Raw genomic sequence first — 24,401 nt, 5'->3', positions numbered from 1 at the left:
GAGTCTAGGCTGGGTGTGTGACCTCTTCGCGCCGCCCGCCGCAGCTGGTGGTCGAGACCCGGGAGATCGATCCCGTCGAGGATCTGCTCGCCTTCACCGACCCGGACTCCCCGCTCGCGTGGCTGCGTCGGGGGGAAGGGATCGTCGGCGTCGGCCGCCCCGTGACGTGGTTCGAGTCGGGCGGATCCGACCCGATCGCCGATCCCGCGACGCAGCCCTCGGTGGAGGACGCGTGGCGCATGATCTGCGCCGAGGCTGAGATCGACGACCCGGTCGGCCTGCACGGCACCGGCCTCGTCGCGTTCGGGGCCCTCGTCTTCGACCGTCGTTCGGCCGCCGCGAGTCGCCTCGTCATCCCGCGGATGATCGTCGGCCGGCGCGACGGACGCTCCTGGGTCACCCGCATCCGCTCCACCGTCGGCGAGCTCGACGACCCGCCCTTCGAGCCGGTGCCCTACGGCCCGTACTGGTCGGCGACCCTCGGTCCCGGCGCGCTCGACCCGCAGGGCTACCAGGCCGCGGTCCGCGCGGGCCTCGACGCGATCGCCGCCGGCGAGGTCGGCAAGGTCGTACTCGCCCGCGACCTGGTGGGCACGGTCCCGGCCGGCTCCGACCTGCGCCGGCTCGTGCGGGCCCTCGCGACGGGGTACCTCGACACGTGGACGTTCGCCGTCGACGGCCTCATCGGCGCGAGTCCCGAGACGCTCGTGACCGTATCGGGCGGCGAGGTCACCGCGCGCGTGCTGGCCGGCACGTTCCCCCGCGGCGCCGATGCCGACGACGACGCCGCGGCGTCCTTCCGCCTGTCCCACAGCGGCAAGGACCTCGACGAGCACCAGTACGCGGTGCAGAGCGTTCTCGACGCGCTGGCGCCGCACGTGAGCACGGTGCGCGCCGACGACGAGCCGTTCGCCCTGGAGCTCCCGAACCTGTGGCACCTCGCGACGGACGTCGCTGGCGAGATCGCCGACGGCGCGTCGGCGCTCGACCTCGTCGCGGCCCTGCACCCCACCGCGGCGGTGGCGGGGACGCCGACGGATGCCGCGCTCGATCTGATCCGCCGGCTCGAGCCCTTCGACCGGCGCCGGTATGCCGGCCCCGTCGGGTGGGTCGATGCGCACGGCGACGGCGAGTGGGCCATCGCGCTGCGGTGCGCCCAGATCGGCGCCGAGCCCGCTCGGGGCTTCGCGGAGTTCTCCGACACGATCCCCGTCGTCGCCCACGCGGGCGCGGGCATCGTGGCGGGCAGCGATCCCGAGACCGAGCTGCTCGAGACGCGCGTGAAGTTCCGCCCGATCGTCGACGCCCTGGCCTGAGTCGCCGGCCGGCGTGCCGGGCGTGCCGGGCGTGCCCGGCGTGCCCGGCGTGTCCGGGGGTCGAGTCCGGTCGTGACGAGGTTGATCTGTGCGCTGGGGTCAGGACTTCTTCGGGGCGAAGAGCATCCGGGCGAGGACGAGCATCATGAGCGCGAAGCCGCCCGCGAACGCCGCCGGCGCCCACCACCAGCCCACCGTGAAGACGAGCGCCGCGATGACGGCGAACGTCACGAGCCAGATGACGACGGTGTAGATGCCGAAGCGGGCCGCCGTCTCGGGCTCGCGCTCGAACCGGTTGGCGGGCTCGCGGGCCAGTGCCTGACGCGTCCACGCCTTGTGGCGGTTGGTCTGGCTCGCACCGAGGAACGCGAAGAGGATGATCGAGGCGATCACGCCGAGCGCGGCGAAGACGACGCACCAGACGGGGAGCGCGCCCACCGCGACCAGGAACCCGAACGCGACGCCGTACGACGCGAGGAAGGTCGCCCCCGCGAATCCGCCGGCACGATTCTCGGGCATCGGGTGGTTGGTCGTCGTCTCCTGGTGGAGGGAGTCTCCGACGAGCAGCCCGAGCGCGGTGGACGCCATCCCGAAGAGGCCGATCACCGGCCCGACGACGAGCGGCAGGACGCCGGTCGCCCCGAGCACGCCGAGCACGATGCCGACGACGGCGGCGAGCGACCACACGACCGCGCGCACGACGTAGCCGACCTTGGGCTTCACGCGGTACCGCTGCTGCAGCGCTGCGTAGTCTTCGCGGGGCGCGGAGGTCGCAGCATCCGACTCGTCCAGCAGGTCGCGCACGTCGCCCAGCTCGGCGACGGCCTCGCGAGCGGCGTCGGCCGGCGTGCGGCCGCCCGCCTCCAGCTCGGCGGCACGGGCCATGAGGTTGGCGCGCACCTCCTCCTTCAGGTCCTGCGCGTCGGGCGTCATCGCGATGCCCCGGAACGCCTCGTCGAGGAGGCGGTGGATGTCGGTGTTCTCTGTCATTTCTCCGTGCCCTTCACGTCGAGGAGCGAGTCGATGATGCGGCGGGTGGCGTTCCAGGCCGCGACGTTGTTGCTGAAGACCGCACGCCCCGCGTCGGTGATGCGGTAGTACTTGCGGCGGCCGCCCTGCGTCTCGTCACCCCAGTAGGACTCGACGAGTCCGTCCTTCTCGAGGCGCCGGTAGGTGGCGTACAGGGTGGCCTCTTTGATCTCGTGGTCGCCTCCGGTCGCGTCGCGGATCGTCTTGTAGATCTCGAAGCCGTACCGGTCGCCGCGGCGGAGCACGCCGAGCACGATCGTGTCGGTGTGACCGCGCAGCAGGTCTGCTGCGAACGCGTCGTCCTTTGTCATGTCGAGTACTGTATCACATCAAGTACTCTACGAAAGATGTATCTGTATCGCATCGAGTGCCCCGCTCCTGTGCGGCGGCGCTGTGAAGAGCTCCACCCTGCCGGGGCGTTCACCATCGAGGCCACGGCCCGGGCGGCTCGCGGCATCACTCCCTGATCACGTCGCCGCGAGGCGCCTCTTCTCGGCCTCCACGTCGAAGGTCGCCTTCGGCCATTGGGGGTCGATCTCCTCGAGCGCCTCGAGCAGGAGGTTCTGCACCGCGATGCGCGCGTACCACTTGCGGTTGGCCGGGACGACGTACCAGGGCGCGTGATCGGTCGACGTGCGCTCGAACACCTGCTGGTAGGCGTCCATGTACTTGGGCCACAGCTTCCGCTCGTCGACGTCGCCGGGGTTGTACTTCCAGTGCTTGTCGGGACGGTCCAGCCGCTCGGTCAGGCGCGCCTTCTGCTCGTCCGACGAGATGTGCAGCATCACCTTGACCACCCGCGTGCCACCGCCGGTCAGCTGTTTCTCGAACGTGTTGATCGCCCCGTAGCGCCGCTCGATCTCGTCGTGGGGGGCGAGCTCGCGCACGCGACCGATCAGGACGTCCTCGTAGTGCGAGCGGTCGAACACGCCGATGAAGCCCGGCTCGGGCACCCGTTTGGCCACGCGCCACAGGAAGTCGTGCTCGAGCTCTTCGGGCGTGGGCTTCTTGAATGCGGTGATGGAGACGCCCTGCGGGTCGACGGATCCCACCACGTGCCGCACGATGCCGCCCTTGCCGGCCGAGTCCATCGCCTGCAGCACGAGCAGCACCGCCGCGTCGGTCGCATCGACGCGGCTGCGCGCGAAGAGGCGGTCCTGGTACTCGTCGAGCTGCTTCGCGCCGGACGCCAGGTCCTCGGCCGCCTGGACCTTGCCCTGCTCGTAGCCGGGAGTGGCCTGCGGGTCGACGTCGGCGAGCACGAAGCCCTCGCGCACGCGGAGCAGCTCGGCCACATCGCCGACCCAGTGCTTCTGACTCTTCGCGATCATGTGCCCATCATGCCGAGCGTGCGACGGCGAAGGGAAGACGAACGGATGCCGCGCTCACCGCGCGAGCGGAACCTCGATCAGCTGCCGTCCGCCCACGGGTGAGGTGAGCACCTGGTCGAGCGCCGCGCGCGTCGTGACCCGCTGGTACTCCCAGCCGTACGCGAGGGCGATCTGCTCGAGCCTGACGGTGTGGGGTGTGTAGAGCACGCGGTCCATCGCGTCGGATGCCGCGACCGCGGCGACCTCGAGGCCGTCGAAGATCGTGCCGCCGCCGTCGTTGCCGACGATCACCTGGAGGCGCGGCTCGGTCTCGCCGGGCGGCAGGAGCAGCGCGCCCACGTCGTGCAGCAGCGTGAGGTCGCCCACCAGCACGCGCGTGACGCCGGGGCGCCCGTCGGTCTGCGACGCCACGGCGATGCCGGTGGCGGTGGCGACGGTGCCGTCGATGCCGGCGAGGCCGCGATTGGCGTGCACGGGGACCTTCTTGCCGCCGAGGAGGTCGTCGGCCACGCGCACCAGCCGCGACGAGCCGAACACCAGCCGGTCGTGCGGCCACGTGGCCCGCCAGACCGCATCGGCGAGCGCGGCACGGTCGATCGGCGCCCGCACCGCGGCCAGTTCGGCCGCGATCGCGCCGAGGCGCTCGCCCGGCACCGCCGAGCTGAGGCCCTCCACGTCGGGAGGCGGCGGAGCCAGGTCGACGGATGCCTCGCGCGACGCGTGCAGCCACGCGCCGAGCCACGCGCGATCCGCCTCGCCCGTGGCGACCGCGACCGAGTCGACCGCCGTCGTCGCGCCGTTGAGGTTGAGGGGCTCGCCGGGACCGCGCAGCGCCACGACCTCGACATCGGGGTCGGACAGCAGCGCGGCGACCTCCCTGCTGAGCGTCGGGTGGCCGAGGACGACCGCCCGCTCCACGCGTCCGCCGAGCGACGGATCGCGGAGCAGCGCGCGATAGCCGTGCACGAGGTTGCGTCCGAACCGGGCGCCGCTGACGATCTCGGCGACGAGCGGCCATCCGCCCTCGTGCGCGAGCGTCTCGGCGTCGGGGCCGGCATCGGCGCCCGCGACGACGACGGTGCGCGGCCCGCGCACGAGCACGTGGGGCTGGTCGTCGGGATCGTCGGGCACGTCGGACTCGCCGATGCCGCCTCCGCCTTGATAGAGGGCGCCGGATGCCTCGTCCTCGGCCGGGGCGTCGACGAGCGGCGGGCCATCGGGGTCGGCCTCGGCGGCCGCGGCGAGCTCCGCCGTGGGAACGCCGAACCACGCGGGGAGGTCGCCGGCGAGCGGCTCGCGGTACGGGAGGTTGAGGTGCACCGGACCTGCCGACCGGAGGCCCGCGCCGAGCGCGGCGGCGAGCGCCTCGTCGGCGACGCGGTGGAGCATCTGGCTCTGCTCCTCGTCGCCCTCGACGTCGCACCCGTCGGGCACGGGAAGGTCGGCTTCGAAGCGCACGCTGGGCGAGAACATCCCCGGCTGGCGTGTCGTCTGGTTCGCGCCCACCCCGCGCAGTTCAGGAGGCCGGTCGGCGGTGAGGAGCAGGAGCGGCACGCCGGCGTGATGGGCTTCGAGTGCGGCGGGCAGGAGGTTGGCGACCGCCGTGCCCGACGTGCAGACCACGACCGCCGGCATCCGGGTCTCTCGTCCGATGCCGAGCGCCGTGAAGCCGGCGACCCGCTCGTCGATGCGCACGTGCAGGCGGACGGCCCCGCGACGCTCGAGCTCGGCGGCCACGAGGGCGAGCGCCTGCGAGCGGGATCCCGGGCTGAGCACGATGTGACCGACCCCGCGCTCGACCAGCCTGCTCAGCAGCGCGGCCGCGGCATCGGTGGCGGCGGAGGCGAGTCCGCCGGCGCCTTCCGGCGCGCTCAGCTGACGGCTCCGCGCTGACCGCGCTCGTCGTCTCCGTCCGTCGGACGCACGGGAGGTTCGACGGGGGCGTCGGGCGAGGCCGCCGTAGGGGTTCCCGGCGCTTTCGCGGCGGGGGTGCCCGGTGCGGCGGCGGAAGGTCCGTCGATCGTCCACCGGGGGTCGTCGTCTTCGGCGTCGAGCTGGGCGAGCTCTTCCTCGAGACGGCGGATGCGCTCGTCCTGATCGCTGACGGCGCCGAGGCGGCCGAGGAACTCGGGATCGTCATCGGGCGCGCGGCGAGCGGCGAGCGCGGACCGGCGGGTGCGGCCGACGACCAGCCAGAGGAGGCCGCCCAGGACGGGGATCAGCACGACGATGAGGATCCATACCGGCTTGCTCACTCCCCGGTGCCGAGTGGGCGGCTGCACCGCGCAGTCGACGATGGTGAAGACCCAGAATGCGGTCGCCACCAGGGCCAGTATCAACAGGGCCCGAGTCATGCCCCCATCCTAGGCGAGGCCGGGCATGCCCGGCCCTGTCGTGACCGAACCGTCGCTTCGCGGCATCCGTCGCCCGAATCGCACCGGAGGCGCTCGATTACGATGGACGGGTGAAAGCCCGCTCAGCCCTCGTCTACACGGTGCTGCGGCTCCTCGCCTTCCTCGTGCCGTTCGGCCTGCTGATGCTGCTGCCGATCATGCGCGAGTACTACTGGCTCGCCGCGATCTTCGCCGCGCTCATCGGCCTCAGCCTGTCGATGCTCTTCCTGCGTCGTCCGCTCGACGACATGACGGCCGGGCTCGCGGCGCGGCGCGCACGTGCGCGGCGACCCGTCAGCGACGAGGACGTCGAGGACGCCGCGTCCGACGCCGCCGAGCCGCGACCCGGCGACTGAGGCCGCTCCGGCAGGGCCGGCCCCGGGCGATCAGCCCGGCGACCCGATGAACGCCCAGGCCAGGAACGCCCCGTAGGCGATCGAGGTCAGCGAGGTGAGCCCCAGCGCGACGACCAGTTCGCGCGGGTCGCGGTAGGTCCACACGATGAGGATCGCCGGGAGCGCCGCCAGCAGCACGAGCAGGGTCAGCCATGCGATCGGGTAGAACAGCGCGAGGAACACCGCGATGCCGAAGGCCGCCAGCACGAAGACGGTGAACGCCCACCGCGTCGCCGTGCGGCCGATCAGCACGGTGAGGGTGCGCTTGCCGGCGAGGCGGTCCTGGTCGATGTCGCGGAGGTTGTTGGCCAGGAGCACGGCGCATGCGAGGAGCCCCGCGCCGACGGCGCCGAACCAGGCCTCCTGCGGCAGCGCGAAGGCCTGCACCCACGTCGTGCCGAGGGTGGCGACGAGCCCGAAGAAGACGAACACGAAGAGCTCGCCGAGCCCGTAGTAGCCGTAGGGCCGCTTGCCGCCGGTGTAGAACCACGCCGCGAGGATGCACGCCGCACCGACCGCCAGGAACCACCACTGCTGCGTGCGGATGGTGATGGCGAGCCCGGCGACCGCGGAGATCGCGAAGAACAGGAGGGCGACCGAGAGCACGGCGCGGGGCCTGACCTTGCGCGAGGCGGTGAGGCGGGAGGGGCCGACACGGTGGTCGTCGGTCCCGCGGATGCCGTCGCTGTAGTCGTTGGCGTAGTTGACGCCGATCTGCAGCGAGACCGAGACGATGAGGCAGAACAGCGCGATCACCCAGTGGAACTCGTCGACCACGAGCATCGCGGCGCCCGTGCCGATCACGACGGGCGTCACCGCGAGGGGCAGCGTTCGCAGGCGCGCGGCGGCGATCCAGTCGCGCGCGGTGGCGGGCTCGACCGCCCGCGGGTCTCGGGACTGATGCACGCGCTGCGGGTTGCCGCGGGGGGCCTGCTTCTTCGGACCGGGGTGCTTGCGCTTCTTGCTGGGAGTGCCTGCCACGAGTGGTCATCCTAGAGGGCTCGTCGATGTGCTGCGCGTCGACGCGTCATGCCGGTGCGATCCCGTGTGCGCAAGCCCTGGCGGGCGCAGCGCGGACAGGCGGAGGATGACGGCATGCTGAGCATCGGATCGATCGTGCTGACCGTGGAGGACATCGACCGCGCCGGCGCCTTCTGGCGCGAGGCGCTGGGCTACGTGAACCGGCGGGAGCCCAGCGAGGACTGGGTGCTGCTCGACCCGCCCGACAAGGCGACCTGGGCGGCGCCGGGCGCGAGCCTCGCCCTCTCGGTCACCGGCTACCCGCAGCACTACCCGCCGCGGATCCACCTCGACATCTACGCGGAGGACCAGCGGGCCGAGGTCGAGCGACTGCTCTCGATCGGCGCCCGCGAGGTCGACTGGCACGACTACCCCGATGACGCGGACTGGGTCGTGCTCGAGGACACCGAGGGCAATCGCTTCTGCGTCGTCGACGTGGGGCCGTTCGACGCCGCCATCGGCACCGATCGCCCGCAGCCGGGCGAGGAGGGGGTGCCCCCGCCGGTCAGTGCAGGGACGTGACGGCGCGGCGGATCGCCTCGCGGTCGGGCTTGCCCGACGGCAGCGTCGCCAGCTCGTCGACGAGCACCAGCCGTGACGGGCGCGCGTGCGGGCCGATCTCGGCCCTGACGGCCGCGCGGGCCTCCTCGAGCTGGACCGACTCGCTGCGCCGCAGCGACTCGCCTCGTGTGGCGACGACGACGGATGCCTCGCCCCACCGCTCGTCCGGGACGCCGACGACGACGGCGTCGGACAGGCCCGGCACGGTGCGTACGATCCGCTCGACGCGGTCGAGCGAGATGTTCACCCCGCCCGAGACGATGACGTTGTCGATGCGTCCGCGCACGCGCAGGACGCCGTCCTCGAGGATCCCGGCGTCGCCGGTGCGGTACCACCGCGTCCCGTCGCCCGCGTGCGGGAAGGCCCGGGCCGTCAGGTCGTCGTCGCCGAGGTAGCCCTCTGCCAGGACCGGGCCCGCGACCTGCACCTCGCCGCGCATGATCCGCGCGCTCACGCCGCGCAGCGGCACGCCGTCGTAGACGCAGCCGCCCGACGTCTCGGTCGAGCCGTAGGTCTTGACGATGCGGGCGCCTGCGGCGAGCGCGCGCTCGAGCGTCAGCGGGGGCAGCGCCTGGCCGCCCACCAGGATGGTGTCGAAGGAGCGGAGGGCGGTGAGGACGGTTCGGTCACCCTCGGCGGCGTCGAGCAGTCGCGCGAGCTGCGCGGGCACGAGCGACGTGTAGGTCGGGATGCGCATGCCCCGTTCGCTCGAGGCCATCATGAGTGCGGCGGCGGCGAACGACTGCGGGGTGAACGAGCCGCTGAGGATCGCGGGCTCGCGGTCGGCGACGATCGAGCGCACGAGCACCTGCATGCCGGCGACGTAGCTCGCCGGCAGCGCGAGCAGCCACGCACCCTCGCCGACGCGGTCGGCTGTCGCCAGCGCGCTCGCGGTGAGGGCGTCGCGGCTCAGCACGACGCTCTTGGGCACACCGGTCGACCCCGAGGTCGTGACGACGACCGCCGTCCCCGGGCGCACCTCGCCCGGGAGCTCGCTCACGAGGCCGAGCCCGAGCGCCGGCCCGGCGCCGTGCAGGGCGCTCTTGAGCGCCCGCAGGATGTCGCGGGGATCGTCGCCGGTGACGGGTTCGAGCTTCATCGGCCGGCAGCCGTGCGGCGCATCAGAAGTGCCACGGGTACGGCGACCAGTCGGGGTCGCGCTTCTCGAGGAACGCGTCGCGGCCCTCGACGGCCTCGTCGGTGCCGTACGCGAGGCGCGTCGCCTCGCCGGCGAACACCTGCTGGCCGACCATGCCGTCGTCGACGGCGTTGAAGGCGAACTTGAGCATGCGGATCGCCGTCGGCGACTTGGTGAGGATCGTCCGCGCCATCGCGATCGCCTCGCGCTCGAGGTCGGTGTGCGGCACGACCCGGTTGACCGCGCCGATCTCGTAGGCGCGCTGCGCCGAGTACTCCTCGGCGAGGAAGAACACCTCCCGCGCGAACTTCTGCCCGATCTGGCGTGCGAAGTACGCCGAACCGTACCCGGCGTCGAAGGAGCCGACATCCGCATCCGTCTGCTTGAAGCGGCCGTGCTCGGCGCTCGCGATCGACAGGTCGCACACGACGTGCAGCGAATGCCCGCCGCCGGCCGCCCACCCCGGGATCACCGCGATGACGACCTTCGGCATGAACCGGATCAGCCGCTGCACCTCGAGGATGTGCAGGCGCCCGGCGCGCGCAGGATCGGTGACGGCGTCGGTCTCGGAGTACTTGTAACCGTCGCGCCCGCGGATGCGCTGATCGCCGCCGGAGCAGAACGCCCACCCGCCGTCCTTCGCGCTCGGACCGTTGCCGGTGAGCAGCACGACGCCGATGCGCGGATCCTGACGAGCGCCGTCGAGCGCACGGTAGAGCTCGTCGACGGTGTGGGGCCGGAAGGCGTTGCGCACCTCGGGTCGGTCGAACGCGATGCGGGCGATGCGCCCGTCCTTCGACACGTGCGAGGTGATGTCGGTGAAGTCGCCGGCGCCGGGCGCCGGCATCCAGCTGTCTTCGTCGAAGAGCTCCGAGACCATGGGGTTCAGCCTAGAGCGCGGCATGCCGCCGCTCACGCCCCGTTCTTGGCGTCACGCCAGCGCAGCCAGGACCGCACGAGGTCGTAGTCCCAGTCGGGGCCGTGGAAGGCGAGCGTGAACAGGCGCACGCCGGCCGCGTGAAGCTCGTCGGCGACGGCCTCGTCGCGCCGGTGGAGCTCGTTCGAGACGACGAGACCCGACGTGTCGCGCTCCTCCTTCTCGGCCCACCGCTCGATGACGGCGAGCTTGTGCGCGAGCTCGTCGGGCCGCACGAAGCTGTGCCAGATGTCGGCGTGACGGGCCACCAGGCGCAGCGTCTTCTGCTCGCCCTTGCCGCCGATCATGACGGGGATGCGCCGCGTCGGTACGGGATTGAGCTTCGCCCACCGCGCCTCGATGCGCGCGAGCCCGTCGGCGAGGTCGTTCAGCCGCGAGCCGGCGGTGCCGAACTCGTAGCCGTACTCGTCGTAGTCGCGCTCGAACCATCCGGAGCCCGTCGCGAAGATGAAGCGGCCCGTGCCGTCCTTGGCGGAGATGTGGTCGATCGTGCGGGCCATGTCGGCCTGCAGGTCGGGATTGCGGTAGCTGTTGCAGTTCACGAGCGAACCGAACTCGACCCGCTCGGTCTGCTCGGCCCACGCCGCGAGCATCGTCCACGACTCGAAGTGCAGGCCGTCGGGGTCGCCCGTGAGCGGGAAGAAGTGGTCCCAGTTGAAGAGGATGTCCACCCCCATCTCCTCGAGGCGCAGGACGGCGTCGCGGAAGGCGGAGTAGGGGGCGTGCTGAGGCTGCAGCTGCACGCCGAGGCGCACGGGAGCGTCGAGGAGGGGCATGCAGAGAAGCCTAAGGCGGGCGGAATGCCTCGGCTCCGGCATCCCACCCGCCCGTGGTCTTCGTCAGGCCCGTCGGGCTCGCACCGCCTTGAGCGTGCCGTCGACGGTGTCCCACACCGCGATGCCGGCGATCACGAACCCGACGACGGTCGCGACGATCGCACCGACGTCGGCGCCCTCCTCGCCGATGATCGTCGGGAAGTACTCCGGGTTGATGAGCTCGCCCTGCATGAGCAGCCAGATGGCGGGGATCGCGATGGCCGCATTGAGGACGCCGTTGACGACGGCGAGCCACACGGTCCACCGGCCGAGCGCGTAGACCGTGACGGCGAGCCCGGCTTCGAGCGCCATGAGCGCGAACAGTCCGAGGATCCAGCCCGGCCACAGGCCCGGGTCGAGGAACGACAGGCCCGGCTCGGTCGGCACGAAGCCGATGAACAGATCCCACAGGATCGCCCCGGCGGCGACGGCGAGGAACACGAGCGAGGCGACGAGGTCGCCCAGGCCCGCACCACGCGGACGGGGCTCCGGCAGCTGGTCGACCGTCCACTCCTCGAAGGGCATGGACTTCTCGCGACCCTCGGTGCGCTCGACGATGACGAACACGAGCGTCGTCCAGAAGGCGAGGTGCACGCCGACGGTGAGCGCGAGCGGCCAGATCGCGCCCATGATCTCGCCGAAGGTGGCGCCGTCGAGCACCATCGCCAGCGAGACGCCGAACACGGCGCACGGGATCACGATCCACAGCAGCAGCTTCAGCAGCCGCCACCACTGCAGGTAGTAGCGCGGCCCGACGAGCCACAGCGGGCGGTCGGTGTAGCCCGCCGCGAGCTTGTCGGGGTCACCGAGCTCGGTGAGCACCGCGCGCTCCGCGGCTTCGGGCGCGTCGCCCTCGGCGACGCGCGCCTCGATCTGGTCGTCGATCGAGCCGCGCAGCTCGGTGGCGAGGTCGGTGCGCTGCGCCTCGGGGACGGTGCGCATGGCGGCGTCGACGTAGCGGTCGGTGAGGGAGGTCGTTGTCATCTCAGTGCTCCTCGGGGAGGGCGTCGATCGCCGTGGCGATGGCGCGGAAATCATCGGTGAGTGCGTTCGCCAGCCGCGTGCCGGCGGCGCTGGTGCGGTAGAACTTGCGGGGCCGTGCCTCGTCGGTGTTCCACTCGCTCGTGAGGTGCCCCTGCTTCTCGAGGCGGCGCAGCAGCGGGTAGAGGGTGTTCGCGTCGGTGGGGAAGCCGCGCTCCCCCAGCTGCTCGAGCAGCCCGTACCCGTACCCCGGCTGCTCGAGCAGACGCAGGCAGGCGAGCACGATGGTGCCGCGCCGCAGCTCCTGCAGGTGCGTGTCGAGGATCTCGGATTCGCTCATGTCTCACAATTTACTGTGTGAGACACAGCATAGGCAAGCACACATTATGTGCGGCTCACACGTTGTTGCTTTCAGCTCGCCCCCGCGAGCCGCAAGAGCCTTGAGAAGACGCAGCCCGGCGCCTTGACTCGGAGTATGGTCTTCATCGGCTACCACGCCTCGCACGAGCAGCTCCCGCCCAGCGCCCTTCTGTCGGCCGTCACCGGAGCCGAGCGCGCCGGCTTCGACGGCGCCATGTGCTCGGACCACCTCGCGCCGTGGGGCGTGCGGCAGGGGGAGTCCGGATTCGCCTGGTCGTGGCTGGGCGCCGCCCTCGCCTCGACATCGTTCTCGATCGGCGTCGTCAACGCCCCCGGGCAGAGGTACCACCCCGTCGTGATCGCCCAGGCCATCGCGACGCTCGAGGAGATGTTCCCCGGACGCTTCTGGGCGGTCCTCGGCAGCGGCGAGGCCATGAACGAGCACGTCACCGGCGACCCCTGGCCCCCGAAGGAGGATCGCAACGCCCGCCTCGACGAGTCGATCGATGTGATCCGCCACCTCCTCGCGGGAGACGAGGTCAGCCGCGACGGGCTCGTGCGGGTGCACCGCGCCCGCGTGTGGTCGCTGCCCGATCAGCCCCCGCCGCTGCTCGGGGCGGCCGTCAGCGCCGAGACGGCGGGCTGGCTCGCGGGCCGCGTCGACGGGCTCGCCACCGTTGCACAGGATCCCGCGGCGCTGCGTCGGGTCGTCGAGGCCTACCGGTCGGCGGGCGGCGGGGGACCCTGCGTCCTGCAGGTGCACGTCTCGCTCGCGGAGACGGATGCCGCGGCCCTGGCGCTCGCGGAGGACCAGTGGCCCAACGGGCTGATCGGCCCGCCGCGCGCGTGGGACTTCGATCAGCCCGAGGACTTCGACGCCGCTGTCCGCGACCCCGACGAGATCGAGCTGCGCAAGGCGGTGCTCGTGGATCACGACGCAGCGGCGCTGGCGGAGCGCGTGACCGAGCTCGCGAACATCGGCTTCGACCGCGTGTACCTGCATCACGTCGGCAAAGACCAGAACGCGTTCCTCGACCGCGCCGCGGACGAGCTGCTCCCCGCCCTGCGGAGGACGCTGTGAAGATCACCGACACGAGCGACCTGTGGTGGAAGACAGCCGTCGTCTACTGCCTCGACGTCGAGACCTACCTCGATGACGACGGCGACGGGATCGGCGACCTCACGGGCCTGGCCCGCCGCATCGACTACCTCGCCGACCTCGGCGTGACGTGCCTGTGGCTCATGCCCTTCTACCCGACCGCCGACAGGGACGACGGCTACGACGTCACCGACTTCTACGGCGTCGATCCCCGGCTGGGCTCGCACGGCGATCTGGTCGAGGTCATCCGCACGGCGCGGGACCGCGGCATCCGGGTCATCGTGGATCTCGTCGTGAACCACACCTCCGATCGCCACCCGTGGTTCATCGCCGCGCGGCGCTCGCGGAACTCCCCGTACCGGGACTACTACGTGTGGCGCGACGAGCCGCCCGAGAACAACGTCAACGCCGTGTTCCCCGGCGAGGAGAGCACCCTGTGGGAGCTCGACGAGAAGAGCGGCCAGTACTACCTGCACAGCTTCTACAGCCACCAGCCCGATCTCAACATCGCCAACGCGTCGGTGCGCGACGAGATCGCGAAGACGATCGGATTCTGGCTGCAGCTCGGGATCTCGGGCTTCCGCGTCGACGCCGTGCCCTTCCTGCTGGAGGTTCCCGAGGGAGCTGAGTTCAGCGATCCCCACGAGTACCTGCGCGACCTGCGACGCTTCCTCCAGCGCCGCTCGAAGGAAGCGGTGCTGCTGGGCGAGGTGAACCTTCCGTACTCCCAGCAGCGCCAGTACTTCGGCGGTGGCAAGGGCGAGGAGCTGACCCTGCAGTTCGACTTCATCGGCATGCAGGCCCTCTATCTCTCCCTCGCCCGCTCCGACCCGCGACCGCTCGCGAAGGCCCTGCGGTCGCGCCCCGCCATCGCGCCGGAGGCGCAGTGGGCGAATTTCGTGCGCAACCACGACGAGCTCACGCTCGACAAGCTGACCGACGCCGAGCGCGAGGAGGTCTTCGACGTGTTCGCGCCCGACGAGAGGCAGCGGGTCTACGGCCGGGGCATCACGCGCCGCCTGCCGACGATGCTCGGCGGCGATCCGCGCCGCATCCGCATGGTCTACAGCCTGCTGTTCTCACTGCCGGGCACGCCGGTGCTGTTCTACGGCGAGGAGATCGGGATGGGCGAGAACCCCGACATCCCCGGCCGCATGGCGGTGCGCACCCCGATGCAGTGGAACGACGGGCGCAACGGAGGCTTCTCGACGGCCCCGCGGTCACGACTGCCGGCGGCGCCGCCCGAGGGCGGCTACTCCCCCGCTCACGTCAACGCGTCCGATCAGCTCAACGACGAGGAGTCGCTGCTCCACTTCGTACGCCGTCTCGCGTCCCGCTACCGCATCTCGCCGGAGATCGGATGGGGCCAGGTCGAGATCCTCGAGCACGACGCGCCCGCCGTGCTCGCCCACTCGGTCCGCGCCGACGTCGGCCGTGTGATCGCCCTCCACAACTTCTCCGACGAACCGGCGCGCGTGCGGCTGTCGCTGACGGACGAGCCGCCGGGCACGCAGCTGAGCGATCTGTTCGGTCCCGACCGCCGGGATCTCGACGAGCGCGGCGGGGTGGAGTTCGAGCTCCCGGCCTACGGGTGGACGTGGGCGCGGGTGGCCCGGGCGGGCGACGGTCGCATCGGCTGAGCCGCGAACACTGGCGCGGTGGGCAAGCGCATGCCAGGATGACGAAAAGGAGGCCGCCATGACCGCCAAGCCCTCGCCCCGTGCATGATGGTCGCGTGAGCAGCGCCGTCCCCCCGCTTTCCGAGCTCCGCGCGAGCGCCCGCCTCGTCGCGCTGCCGCTCGCGACGCGATTCCGAGGCGTCGACGTGCGCGAGGCGCTCCTCTTCGAGGGCCCAGAGGGCTGGACCGAGTTCTCGCCCTTCGCCGAGTACGACGACGCCGAAGCCGCGACGTGGCTGGCCGCCGCGATCGATTTCGGCTGGATGCCGCAGCCCGCCGCCGTCCGCGATGAGATCCCGGTCAACGCCACCGTGCCCGCCGTGCCGGCGGCGTCGGTCCGCGACGTCCTTGCGAGGTTCGACGGATGCCGCACCGCGAAGGTGAAGGTCGCCGAACCGGGGCAGCGCCTCCCCGACGATGTCGCGCGGGTGCGCGAGGTGCGTGACGTCATGGGCGCGGAAGGGCGCATCCGGGTCGATGCGAACGGCGCCTGGAACGTCGATGAGGCCGAACGGGCCCTGCACGCGCTCGCCGAGTTCGACCTCGAGTACGCCGAGCAGCCGTGCGCGACGGTGGAGGAACTGGCCGAGCTGCGCCGGCGGGTGAAGTACATGGGCATCCCGATCGCCGCCGACGAGAGCGTGCGCAAGGCCGACGATCCCCTGGCGGTTGCACGCGCGGGAGCCGCCGACCTGCTGGTCGTCAAGGCGCAGCCGCTCGGCGGAGTGCGCCGAGCGCTCGTGATCGTGGCGGAGGCCGGACTGCCGGCCGTCGTGTCGAGCGCACTCGACACCTCGATCGGGCTCTCGATGGGCCTCGCTCTCGCTGCGGCCCTCCCCGACCTCGACTACGACTGCGGTCTGGGCACCTCGTCGCTCTTCACGTCCGACGTCGCCGATCCGCCGCTCGCGCCCCGCTCCGGCGCGCTGCCGGTCGGACGGATCGCGCCCGATGCCGCACTGCTCGCGGGGAACGCGGCATCCGACGACCGTCGCGACTGGTGGCTCGACCGTCTCGCGCGCTGCCACGCGCTCCTCGATCGCGGCTAGCGTCTCAGCCCTTCGAGGGCGCGATCAGCAGCTCGGCGACGCGCGCGAGCTCCTCGTTCGTGGCCTGGCGCATCTGCGCGTGGTCGAGACCTGCCATGACCGAGCGCACCGACGCGCCCTCCCACACCGTGAGCATGAGACGCGCGGCGTCGATGGGCGGGAGCAGGAAGGTGAGCGCCTCGGCGCGACCGATGTCGTCGATGATCTGCGCGACGCTCTCGAGCATCTCCTCGCCCTGTGCCAGATAGGCGGCGGCGAGCTCCGGATTCCGCAGGGCGTGGATGCGGATCTCGTTCATGAGGAGCACCCCCAGACGGTCATCGGCGGAGAGGTCGATCGCCTGCTGCACGATCTCGAAGGCGTTGACCCGCCCGCCCGCGAACGCCCCGTCGCGCTCGAGTTCGGCGACGCGGGCGCGGACCCCCGCCACACGCTCGCGGGTCACCCGCGCGACGAGCTCGAGGAAGAGCTCGTCCTTGGTCTCGAAGTTCGAGTAGAACGCTCCGCGCGTGAATCCCGCGCGCTCGCAGATGGCTTCGACGGATGCCGCGTCCAGCCCCACCTCGGCGAACACCTGCGCCGCCGCATCCAGCAGCTTCTGGCGCGTGGCCTCGCGCCGTCGTGAGGTCACTCCGACCGTGTCCGTCATCGCCCCTCCATCCGCTCATCTTCACACGCACTACCCAGGTTCGATTCCCGGGCGCGCCCTACGATACACTCATGTATCCGATACAGCGCTGTATCGAAAGATCCTGAACCCGTCCAGACGCGGAGGCGCTGTGTCCACCCTGCTGTATGCCCTCGGTCGCTGGTCCTACCGTCACCCCTGGCGGGTGCTCGTGGGCTGGCTGCTCCTCCTCGGCGTCGCGCTCGGCCTCGCGGTGCCCCACCTCGGCGGCACCGACAACTCGTTCTCGATCCCCGGCACGGAGGCGCAGGAGGGCATCGAGCTGCTGGACCGCAGCTTCCCGCAGGCCAGCGGCACGAGCGCGCAGCTCGTCGTCGTGGCCGCCGACGGCGGCGCCGTCCCGGAAGCGCCCTACGCAGGCGAGATCGACGACACCGTCGCCCACCTGGAAGACCTCGACGGCGTCATCGCCGTCACCGATCCGTTCAGCGAGATGGTCTCGGGCATGGTGTCCGACGACGAGTCGGCGGCGATCATCCGCCTGCAGTTCGACGGCCAGGCCACCGACGTGTCGGACGAGACCAAGGCCGAGCTCGAAGACGTCGGCGACGACCTGCGCGGCACGCTCCCCGAGGGCTCGCAGGTCGCGATGGGCGGCGACCTCTTCTCGCAGTCGGTGCCCGCGCTCTCCCTCATCGAAGCCGTCGGCGTGCTCATCGCGCTGTTCGTGCTGATCGTCACGTTCCGCTCGTTCGCGGTCGCGTGGTTCCCGCTCATCTCGGCGCTGATCGGCGTGGGCCTCGCGATCGCCCTCATCTTCGTCGCGACGGTGTTCGTCTCGGTCTCGTCCACGACGCCGATGCTCGCGATCATGCTCGGGCTCGCGGTCGGCATCGACTACGCGCTGTTCATCGTCGCGCGACATCAGGACCAGGTGCGCACCGGCGTCGAGCCCGAGGAATCGGCCGCCCGCGCGACGGGCACCGCCGGCTCGGCCGTCGTCTTCGCCGGCATCACGGTGCTCATCGCCCTGATCGGCCTCGGCTTCGCCGGCATCCCGTTCCTCACGACGATGGGGATCGCGGCCGCCGTCGCCGTCGCGATCGCCGTGATCGTGGCGATCACCCTGACGCCCGCCCTGCTCGGTTTCGCCAAGCACCGCGTCGCGGGCTGGGGTCACGGCCGCAAGAGGCGAGGGGTCGCGCTCGCCCGCCGGCGCTCGACCGCCCAGGCCGCGAAGCCGGAGGGCGTCACGGCAGAGCCAGCCGAGCGCGAGGGAGCGGATGCCGCGCCCCCGGCGCACGCGGCGGCGAAGAAGACCAACCGGTGGGTGATGCTCGTGACGCGGCATCCGATCATCACCACGGTCGCGGTCGTCGTCACGCTCGGGGTCATGGCGATCCCCGCGGCCAGCCTCGCGCTCGCGCTGCCCAACGCCGGCCAGCAGCCCGCGTCCAGCCAGGCGCGCCAGGCGTACGACCTCACCGCCGAGCACTTCGGCCCGGGCGCGAACGGCCCGCTCATCATGACCGGGACGATCGTCACGTCGACGGATCCGCTCGGCCTCATGTCCGACCTCGCCGACGAGATCGAGAAGGTGCCGGGCGTGAAGGAGATCGCGCTCGCGACCCCCAATGAGACCGCCGACACCGGGCTCGTCCAGATCGTGCCCGAGACGGCTCCCGACGACCCGGCGACGGCCCAGCTCGTGCGCGACCTGCGCGAGCTCGCCGCCGAGCTCGAGGACGAGTACGGCGTCGACCTCAAGGTCACCGGCTTCACCGCGGTCGGCATCGACATCTCGGATCGCCTCGGCGCCGCCCTGCTCCCGTTCGGCGTGTTCGTCGTGGGCCTCTCGCTCGTGCTGCTGATGATCGTGTTCCGCTCGATCTGGGTGCCGATCAAGGCGGCGCTCGGCTACCTGCTGTCGGTGCTCGCCGCCTTCGGCGTCGTGGCCGCCGTCTTCGAATGGGGCTGGGGAGCCGAGCTCCTCCACGTCGACCGCACCGGACCGGTGATCAGCTTCATGCCGATCATCCTCATGGGCGTGCTGTTCGGCCTCGCGATGGATTACGAGGTGTTCCTCGTCAGCCGCATGCGCGAGGACTACGTGCACGCGCGCCGCGGGGCGACAGCAGCCGACGGCAGCCCGCGCGACATCGCGCTCGGCGCCGTCCGCTCCGGCTTCACCGCGTCGGCGCGCGTGGTCACCGCCGCCGCCGTCATCATGTTCGCGGTGTTCGCGGCGTTCGTGCCCGAGGGGGACTCCTCGATCAAGCCGATCGCGCTCGGCCTCGCCGTCGGCATCGCCGTCGACGCCTTCCTCGTGCGCATGACCCTCGTTCCGGCCGTCATGGCGCTGCTCGGCGACAAGGCGTGGTGGATGCCGCGCCGGCTCGAGCGCATCCTCCCCCACTTCGACATCGAGGGCGAGGCGGTCGAGCGCGAGCTCGCGCTCGCGGACTGGCCGGAGCCCGGCACCACCGCCGCGGTGGTCGGCGACGGCGTGGCCGTGCGCGCCGACGGCGGTGCGGCCGGCGACGTCACCCTCTTCGACGAGGCGGGGTTCCGGGTCGAGCCCGGCGGCACGCTCATCGCGACCGGCGACCCGCGCGCGACCCGGGCGTTCGCGCTGACCGTCGCCGGGCGCCTCGCACCGGACGCCGGACGCCTGCGCGTCGCCGGGCATCTGCTGCCCGAGCGCGCTGCCTGGGTGCGCGCCCACGTCGGCGTCGCCCTGCTCGGCACCGCCGACGACCGTCTCGGCGAGCTCCGGCGCGCGCTGAGCGGACGCACCACGCTCGTCGTCCTCGACGGCCTGGACGCGCTCGACGCCGCCGAGCGCGACCAGGCGGCGGCGCTGCTGCGCGACGCCGAGACCGCCGCGCGAGCACGGCCGGGCGAAGCATCCGGTCGCCTCACCGTCGTCGCGACCGCGAAGCACGACGGACCCGCCCTCGCCCTGCTCGCCGACGCGCACCGACCGGACATCGCATCGCTCGCGCTGCGCACCGGCACCGCCCCCGCTTCCTCCTCCCCCATCGCCGAGGTGACCGCATGACCCTCTCCATCGAACGCGCGCGAACGCGCCGGCCTGTGACGTGGCTGACCCTCATCGGCGTGCTGCTGCTGCCCGTCGTGATCGGCGGCATCCTGGTCGCCTCGCTCTACAACCCGGTCGAGCGCCTCGACGGGCTGCAGGCCGCCATCGTGAACGAGGACGAGCCCGTCACGATCGACGACCAGCTCGTGCCGCTCGGCCGCCAGCTCACCGCCGGACTCGTCGAAGGCGGCGAGGACCAGCCGAGCAACCTCACGTGGACGATCTCGAACGCCGACGACGCGGCGTCCGGCCTCGCCGACGGCACCTACGCGGCGGTCATCACGATCCCCGAGAACTTCTCCGCCGCCGCGACCTCCACCCAGCCGGGCGAGACGCCCGAGCGCGCCACCATCGAGGTGCAGACCCCGCCCGACAGCCTCATCGTCGACGACGCGATCACCGCACAGGTGACGACCGCCGCGGCCGCCCTCATGGGCGAGCAGCTCTCGCAGGTGTACCTCGAGAACGTCTTCCTCGGCTTCACCACGCTGGGCGATCAGCTCGGCGAGGCTGCGTCGGGCGCCACCCAGCTGGCCGACGGCGCGTCCCAGGCGGCCGACGGCGCGACGCAACTCGCCGACGGGATGCCGCAGCTCGCCGCCGGCGCGGACGGACTCGCGTCCGGAGCCGGCGAGCTCCAGGGCGGGCTCGGGCAGATCGCCGGCGGGATCCAGTCCTCCGCCGACGGCGCCGGCGACCTCACCGCGGGCGTGAACGCCGGCGCAGCGGAGCTCGCGAAGACGGGCATCGTGCCGGATCCTCTTCAACAGGGAGCGGATGGAGCCGCCGCCACGGCGGTGGCCGCCAAGACCGCGTCCAACGAGACCGTCGCGGCGCTCCGGGCACTCTACGGTGAATGCCTCGCTGCGGGAGGTGACTGCGCCGCTCTGCTCGACGCCCTCACGCTCGCCGGAACGACATCCGCCATCCTCACCGGCGACGAGACCCCGCAGAACCCCGGTCTTGTTCCGCTGACGGAAGGAGTCGCGGGCGGTCTCAAGCTCTTCGACAAGGAGGCGACAGCGGAATTCGCGAAGCAGTTCCGCGACATCGGCGCGGGCGCTTCGCAGCTGTCCTCCGGGCTCGACCAGCTCGCCGCGGCGACCACGCAGTCCGCCGACGGCGCCGGCCAGCTCTCGTCGGGCGCCTCGCAGCTCGCGGGCGGGATCACCCAGGCGGGCGACGGCGCGAGCTCGCTCGCCGACGGCGTGGCGCAGCTCGCCGACGGCACGACCACGCTCGCGGATGGACTGGACCAGGCATCCGCCGCCCTCCCCTCCTACACCGACGGCGAGGCGTCGAGCCTCGCCGAGGTCGTCGCGAACCCGGTCGAGGCCGACGGCGTCGGCACGTCGCTGTTCGGCGCCTCGGCGATCCCCCTGCTGTCGACGCTCGCGCTGTGGTTCGGCGGCCTGGCGACGTTCATCGCCCTGCAGGCGGTGTCACGTCGTGCGCTCACCGCCCGCGAGCCGTCCGCACTGCTCGCGCTGCGCGGCTTCGCGCCCGGCGCCGCACTGGGCGCCGCGCAGGGCATCCTCGTCGCCGCCGTCGTGCAGATCGCCGCCTCGTACGACTGGGGTCAGTGGTGGGTCTTCGCGGGCGTGAGCGTCGCCGCAGGCGTCGCGTTCGCCGCCGTGAACCAGGCGCTGGTCGCGGTGTTCGGCGGCGCCGGCCGCTGGATCTCGGCGCTCATCGGCGTGCTCGCCGTCGCGACGGGAGTCGTGTCGACGGTTCCGGGTGTGCTGTCGAGCATCGCGGCCCTCATGCCGACGTCGCCCGCCTACAACGGCATGGTGTCGGCGCTGACCGAGACCGGCGGCGTCGGGGCGGCCTTCGCCGGGCTGGTGGTGTGGGCGGTGCTGGCGTTCCTCGCCACGGTCCTCGCGGTCGCCCGGCGTCGCACGACATCGGCTCGCGCGGTGCTCAGCGCCGCCCCCGCCGCGGCGTAGCGGCCGGCACGAGAGTGGCGGCCCGGTCCTCGCGGTGCGAGGGCCGGGCCGCCGTGTTTCCCGGCGGCCGAGTTCGTCGGGGGAGGTCGAACGCGGCCGCCGGAGCTTTCACCCGTCGTCGGTGACGATCGTCACCACTCCGCCGGAGCGCTTGAGGTTCGCCGCCGCGGTGGGACGCAGCCGCACCACGAACGACTCGGACTGCTCGCGGACCGCGTCGCCCACGACCGTGAAGGTGATCGTCGCCGTCGTCTGTCCCGCGGCGAAGGCCACCGTGCCCGCCGACGGCCCGAGCATGTCGGAGCCGAAGGCCGCCGACGACCCCGAGTAGGCGGCTTCGGTGCCCCACTCGAGTGTCAGCGGGCCTTCGGCCGACGAACGCGTCACCGTCACGGTGACCGTCCGCGTGCCGGATGCGCCCTCGACGACCGAGGCATCCGAGATCGACACGGTCTGCAGAGCGGCCGGCGCCGCCGCGTAGGCGTCGTCGTCCGTCTTCAAGCGGTATTCGTCCACCGAGGCCACCACGCCGGCGCCGAGGCCGAAGACGCCCTGCCGGCCGTCGCCGATCGGCGAGTTGTAGGCGAACGAGGCGAGCACCTGACCGTTGAGCGTGACCGTGACCACCGTCGCCTTGAGCACGACGTTCAGCACGTGGTCGACGCCGGATGCGATCGCCCGTGCGATCGCCAGATCGATGGTCCGGATGCCGCGCGACACGTGCCCGATGACGACGCGCTGCCCCGCCACGTCGAGCGCCGCGAACTTGTGGTCCGAGCCCGAGTACCAGTCGAAGACGAAGCCCGTCGTGCCGACGGCGCGCAGCCGGGCCTCGAGCTCGACGTAGCTGAGTGCGTCGAAGGTGGGGACGGCGCCGTCGGCCGCGGCGACGCCGACGAGCGAGATCGCGCGGCCCGAGGCATCCGCCGTCCCTTCGAACCGTCCAGTGCGCGTCTGCGTCCACGAGCCGGCGACCGCGGTGGTGGTCGCCGGTCCGCCGCCCTCGAAGAACTCGGTGCGGTCGATGGTGATCGCTGGGGCGATGACGGTGAGCGCGATGTTGTCGAACAGCCCCCGCGCCTGGTCGGACCCGAACCCGACGAGCCCCTTGTTGAGCGCGACCTGGCTGCCGTCCAGCATGCGCGGCGCGAACGTGTACGACAGGGCGTTGCGGCCGTTGATGGTCGCGGTGACGATGAGCCCGTTCACGACGACGTTGAGGTCGTAGTAGGTGCCCGCCTTGACACCGCCGGGAACGGATGCCTGGGCGAGGACCGCCCAGCCCCACGACGCGCGGTGACCGATGACGACCTTGCTGGTGGACTGGTCGATGCCGGCGAACTTGAAGTCCATCGGGCCGAAGTAGTCGAAGACCACGTACGCGTTGGCCTTCCAGCCGGCCGTCGGCTTGTCCATCGAGATCTTCGCCGACAGCTCGTAGTAGACGCTCTTGTACGCGTCGGAGTACCAGACCGCCATCGCGTCGCCCGTGCTGTCGGCCGCCGTGACCTTGAGCACGCCCTGCTGCACCGTGAAGACGCCCGAGTCCGTCGCGAAGCCCTGCATCGTGCCGTCGTTGAAGTCCGCTCCGCGCAGCGTGTCGCGCCGGCCGCCGGGGATGTTGCCCGCCTGCGGATCGGTCGGGCCGCCGGTCTGCGTCTGCCACTGGCCGTGATCGTGCTGGGTGATGAGACCGAGCTCGCCGTACGGTTCGCCGTTGCGGATCTGCTCGGTGCCCTCGTCGCTCCAGCGCGTGAGGTCGACGCCCTGGCTGCGGCTGAGCGCGTACAGGAACTGCGGCAGCTGCGGCTCGACCTGCCGGCTCACCGTGGCGATGCCGAACGGGGAGAACGGCACGAGGTAGCTGTTGAACTCGCCGACCCAGTCGATCAGGCGGTCGCCGCCGGTGTTGCCGATCAGGATGTCGAGGCCCGCGCCGCCGAACACCCGGTCCTGGAAGCTGGAGTTCACTCCGTCGGGGGTGTCGTTGAGGTAGGTGTCGCCGGGCACCGTGCAGGTGCCGTTCGGCTGGGCGGTGACGCAGCCCGAGTGCAGGTCGTCGTCGGCGTTGTGCAGGTCGTTGCCCCACCCGCCGTACAGGGTGTCCTGACCCGTGCCGCCGACGAGCCAGTCGTTGCCGAGGTCGCCGAAGATCGCGTCGTCGCCGTCCGAGGGCTGGTTCGTCTTGGTCTGCGTGCAGTTGCCCTGGTTGTCGACGGCGATGCAGGCGGCGACGTGGTTGCCGGAGAGGTCCTCGTTGTTGAGGAAGAAGTTGTGCGGGAAGAGCGTCACGTTCGGGCTGCCGGTGCACGTGTGGCCGCTGGGCGAGTAGGACGTGCAGCCCCAGACGTCGCCCGCGCCGTTGAAGCGGATCGTGCGCCGCGGGTCGTACTCGTTGTAGAGGTAGAACTCGCCGAGCCGCAGCTCGTTGTGGTTGTTGGCGTGCCACGGGTTGGTGTCGGCGCCGAAGTGCAGCACGTCTCCCGGGTTCCACGGGTGGGCGAAGTCGATGTACTCGAGGCCGACGGGGTCGCCGTCCGCGTCGAAGTGCTGCGCGAACCCGCCTGCCGTGTAGCCCCCGGTGCCGGCGCCGATCGCCTCGGCCCCGCTGATCGCGT

21 protein-coding genes (1 of these 21 running past the window's edge) are annotated in these 24,401 nt (G+C 71.8%); 8 read left to right on the top strand and 13 right to left on the bottom strand.

Annotated elements, in window-relative coordinates; translation table 11 throughout:
• Window positions 1–17 precede the first annotated feature (17 nt).
• Complete coding sequence (locus OB08_RS11370) at window positions 18–1,316, top strand: isochorismate synthase (protein WP_461474795.1); 1,299 nt, start codon at window positions 18–20, stop codon at window positions 1,314–1,316.
• Between the two features lie 99 nt (window positions 1,317–1,415).
• On the opposite strand, the gene OB08_RS11365 is transcribed toward OB08_RS11370, so the two are convergent.
• The 5 genes from OB08_RS11365 to OB08_RS11345 all read right to left on the bottom strand — a co-directional run bounded on the left by OB08_RS11365 (window position 1,416) and on the right by OB08_RS11345 (window position 6,030).
• Window positions 1,416–2,306 (bottom strand): permease prefix domain 1-containing protein, encoded by an 891-nt coding sequence (locus tag OB08_RS11365; RefSeq protein WP_461474793.1) that lies wholly within the window; start codon window positions 2,304–2,306, stop codon window positions 1,416–1,418.
• The gene (locus OB08_RS11360; RefSeq protein WP_461474791.1) at window positions 2,303–2,656 is read right to left on the bottom strand and encodes a PadR family transcriptional regulator; all 354 of its coding nucleotides are present in this window, start codon (window positions 2,654–2,656) and stop codon (window positions 2,303–2,305) included. The genes OB08_RS11365 and OB08_RS11360 overlap by 4 nt, the downstream gene beginning before the upstream one ends.
• A 156-nt stretch (window positions 2,657–2,812) precedes the next feature.
• A complete protein-coding gene (locus OB08_RS11355) occupies window positions 2,813–3,676 on the bottom strand; it encodes a polyphosphate kinase 2 family protein (RefSeq protein ID WP_461474789.1) in 864 nt (287 codons plus the stop codon).
• 54 nt (window positions 3,677–3,730) lie between these two features.
• A complete protein-coding gene (gene menD, locus OB08_RS11350; RefSeq protein WP_461474926.1) occupies window positions 3,731–5,551 on the bottom strand; it encodes a 2-succinyl-5-enolpyruvyl-6-hydroxy-3-cyclohexene-1-carboxylic-acid synthase in 1,821 nt (606 codons plus the stop codon).
• The gene (locus OB08_RS11345; protein WP_461474787.1) at window positions 5,548–6,030 is read right to left on the bottom strand and encodes a PLD nuclease N-terminal domain-containing protein; all 483 of its coding nucleotides are present in this window, start codon (window positions 6,028–6,030) and stop codon (window positions 5,548–5,550) included. The genes menD and OB08_RS11345 overlap by 4 nt, the downstream gene beginning before the upstream one ends.
• A 110-nt stretch (window positions 6,031–6,140) precedes the next feature.
• Between OB08_RS11345 and OB08_RS11340 the strand changes: the two genes are divergently transcribed.
• Window positions 6,141–6,425, top strand: coding sequence for a DUF4229 domain-containing protein (locus tag OB08_RS11340; protein ID WP_461474785.1), 285 nt, complete (start codon window positions 6,141–6,143; stop codon window positions 6,423–6,425).
• 30 nt (window positions 6,426–6,455) lie between these two features.
• Here OB08_RS11340 and OB08_RS11335 read toward each other — a convergent pair whose 3' ends face one another.
• On the bottom strand, window positions 6,456–7,445 hold the full coding sequence (locus tag OB08_RS11335; protein ID WP_461474783.1) for a 1,4-dihydroxy-2-naphthoate polyprenyltransferase: 990 nt from the start codon (window positions 7,443–7,445) through the stop codon (window positions 6,456–6,458).
• A gap of 114 nt (window positions 7,446–7,559) precedes the next feature.
• Here OB08_RS11335 and OB08_RS11330 point away from each other — a divergent pair, with 114 nt between their 5' ends.
• Window positions 7,560–8,006, top strand: a complete 447-nt coding sequence (locus tag OB08_RS11330; protein WP_461474781.1) for a VOC family protein — start codon at window positions 7,560–7,562, stop codon at window positions 8,004–8,006.
• On the opposite strand, the gene OB08_RS11325 is transcribed toward OB08_RS11330, so the two are convergent.
• The 5 genes from OB08_RS11325 to OB08_RS11305 all read right to left on the bottom strand — a co-directional run bounded on the left by OB08_RS11325 (window position 7,990) and on the right by OB08_RS11305 (window position 12,256).
• Window positions 7,990–9,144, bottom strand: coding sequence for an AMP-binding protein (locus tag OB08_RS11325; protein WP_461474779.1), 1,155 nt, complete (start codon window positions 9,142–9,144; stop codon window positions 7,990–7,992). The two genes, OB08_RS11330 and OB08_RS11325, sit on opposite strands and share 17 nt — an antisense overlap.
• Window positions 9,145–9,166: 22 nt before the next feature.
• Window positions 9,167–10,063 carry a 1,4-dihydroxy-2-naphthoyl-CoA synthase gene (locus OB08_RS11320; RefSeq protein WP_461474778.1) on the bottom strand — a complete coding sequence of 299 codons (897 nt, stop codon included), beginning with the start codon at window positions 10,061–10,063 and terminating at the stop codon, window positions 9,167–9,169.
• 32 nt (window positions 10,064–10,095) lie between these two features.
• A complete protein-coding gene (locus OB08_RS11315; protein WP_461474776.1) occupies window positions 10,096–10,896 on the bottom strand; it encodes an LLM class F420-dependent oxidoreductase in 801 nt (266 codons plus the stop codon).
• A 63-nt stretch (window positions 10,897–10,959) separates the two neighbouring features.
• Window positions 10,960–11,919 (bottom strand): permease prefix domain 1-containing protein, encoded by a 960-nt coding sequence (locus tag OB08_RS11310; RefSeq protein WP_461474774.1) that lies wholly within the window; start codon window positions 11,917–11,919, stop codon window positions 10,960–10,962.
• 1 nt (window position 11,920) lies between these two features.
• Window positions 11,921–12,256: a PadR family transcriptional regulator gene (locus OB08_RS11305; protein ID WP_461474772.1), complete on the bottom strand. Its 336-nt coding sequence runs from the start codon at window positions 12,254–12,256 to the stop codon at window positions 11,921–11,923.
• Between the two features lie 135 nt (window positions 12,257–12,391).
• Here OB08_RS11305 and OB08_RS11300 point away from each other — a divergent pair, with 135 nt between their 5' ends.
• The 3 genes from OB08_RS11300 (at window position 12,392) to OB08_RS11290 (ending at window position 16,103) form a co-directional block, all read left to right on the top strand.
• The gene (locus tag OB08_RS11300) at window positions 12,392–13,357 is read left to right on the top strand and encodes a TIGR03885 family FMN-dependent LLM class oxidoreductase (protein ID WP_461474770.1); all 966 of its coding nucleotides are present in this window, start codon (window positions 12,392–12,394) and stop codon (window positions 13,355–13,357) included.
• On the top strand, window positions 13,354–15,015 hold the full coding sequence (locus OB08_RS11295; RefSeq protein WP_461474768.1) for an alpha-amylase family protein: 1,662 nt from the start codon (window positions 13,354–13,356) through the stop codon (window positions 15,013–15,015). The genes OB08_RS11300 and OB08_RS11295 overlap by 4 nt, the downstream gene beginning before the upstream one ends.
• A gap of 95 nt (window positions 15,016–15,110) precedes the next feature.
• Window positions 15,111–16,103 (top strand): o-succinylbenzoate synthase, encoded by a 993-nt coding sequence (locus tag OB08_RS11290; protein ID WP_461474766.1) that lies wholly within the window; start codon window positions 15,111–15,113, stop codon window positions 16,101–16,103.
• A gap of 4 nt (window positions 16,104–16,107) precedes the next feature.
• Here the strand turns inward: OB08_RS11290 and OB08_RS11285 are convergent, their stop codons facing one another.
• Complete coding sequence (locus OB08_RS11285; RefSeq protein ID WP_461474764.1) at window positions 16,108–16,752, bottom strand: TetR/AcrR family transcriptional regulator; 645 nt, start codon at window positions 16,750–16,752, stop codon at window positions 16,108–16,110.
• 130 nt (window positions 16,753–16,882) lie between these two features.
• Here OB08_RS11285 and OB08_RS11280 point away from each other — a divergent pair, with 130 nt between their 5' ends.
• Window positions 16,883–19,792: an efflux RND transporter permease subunit gene (locus OB08_RS11280; protein WP_461474762.1), complete on the top strand. Its 2,910-nt coding sequence runs from the start codon at window positions 16,883–16,885 to the stop codon at window positions 19,790–19,792.
• On the top strand, window positions 19,789–21,783 hold the full coding sequence (locus tag OB08_RS11275; RefSeq protein WP_461474760.1) for a YhgE/Pip family protein: 1,995 nt from the start codon (window positions 19,789–19,791) through the stop codon (window positions 21,781–21,783). The genes OB08_RS11280 and OB08_RS11275 overlap by 4 nt, the downstream gene beginning before the upstream one ends.
• 108 nt (window positions 21,784–21,891) lie before the next feature.
• Here the strand turns inward: OB08_RS11275 and OB08_RS11270 are convergent, their stop codons facing one another.
• Window positions 21,892–24,401, bottom strand: partial view of a hypothetical protein gene (locus tag OB08_RS11270; RefSeq protein ID WP_461474758.1) — the 3' end only. The gene runs 25,426 nt beyond the window's last position; the window shows 2,510 of its 27,936 coding nt (coding positions 25,427–27,936); its start codon lies off the right edge, out of view — the gene reads right to left on this strand; the stop codon is at window positions 21,892–21,894.

Source organism: Microbacterium sp. HJ5, from assembly GCF_054824025.1.
This window is presented reverse-complemented; position numbering and strand designations above follow the sequence as displayed.

What these genes read in the sequence shown, in the direction of transcription:
- OB08_RS11365 (WP_461474793.1), bottom strand. Translation starts at nt 2,306, where the DNA reads ATGACAGAGAACACCGACATCCACCGCCTCCTCGACGAGGCGTTCCGG.
- OB08_RS11360 (WP_461474791.1), bottom strand. Translation starts at nt 2,656, where the DNA reads ATGACAAAGGACGACGCGTTCGCAGCAGACCTGCTGCGCGGTCACACC.
- OB08_RS11355 (WP_461474789.1), bottom strand. Translation starts at nt 3,676, where the DNA reads ATGATCGCGAAGAGTCAGAAGCACTGGGTCGGCGATGTGGCCGAGCTG.
- OB08_RS11345 (WP_461474787.1), bottom strand. Translation starts at nt 6,030, where the DNA reads ATGACTCGGGCCCTGTTGATACTGGCCCTGGTGGCGACCGCATTCTGG.
- OB08_RS11330 (WP_461474781.1), top strand. Translation starts at nt 7,560, where the DNA reads ATGCTGAGCATCGGATCGATCGTGCTGACCGTGGAGGACATCGACCGC.
- OB08_RS11325 (WP_461474779.1), bottom strand. Translation starts at nt 9,144, where the DNA reads ATGAAGCTCGAACCCGTCACCGGCGACGATCCCCGCGACATCCTGCGG.
- OB08_RS11320 (WP_461474778.1), bottom strand. Translation starts at nt 10,063, where the DNA reads ATGGTCTCGGAGCTCTTCGACGAAGACAGCTGGATGCCGGCGCCCGGC.
- OB08_RS11315 (WP_461474776.1), bottom strand. Translation starts at nt 10,896, where the DNA reads ATGCCCCTCCTCGACGCTCCCGTGCGCCTCGGCGTGCAGCTGCAGCCT.
- OB08_RS11310 (WP_461474774.1), bottom strand. Translation starts at nt 11,919, where the DNA reads ATGACAACGACCTCCCTCACCGACCGCTACGTCGACGCCGCCATGCGC.
- OB08_RS11305 (WP_461474772.1), bottom strand. Translation starts at nt 12,256, where the DNA reads ATGAGCGAATCCGAGATCCTCGACACGCACCTGCAGGAGCTGCGGCGC.
- OB08_RS11300 (WP_461474770.1), top strand. Translation starts at nt 12,392, where the DNA reads ATGGTCTTCATCGGCTACCACGCCTCGCACGAGCAGCTCCCGCCCAGC.
- OB08_RS11285 (WP_461474764.1), bottom strand. Translation starts at nt 16,752, where the DNA reads ATGACGGACACGGTCGGAGTGACCTCACGACGGCGCGAGGCCACGCGC.
- OB08_RS11275 (WP_461474760.1), top strand. Translation starts at nt 19,789, where the DNA reads ATGACCCTCTCCATCGAACGCGCGCGAACGCGCCGGCCTGTGACGTGG.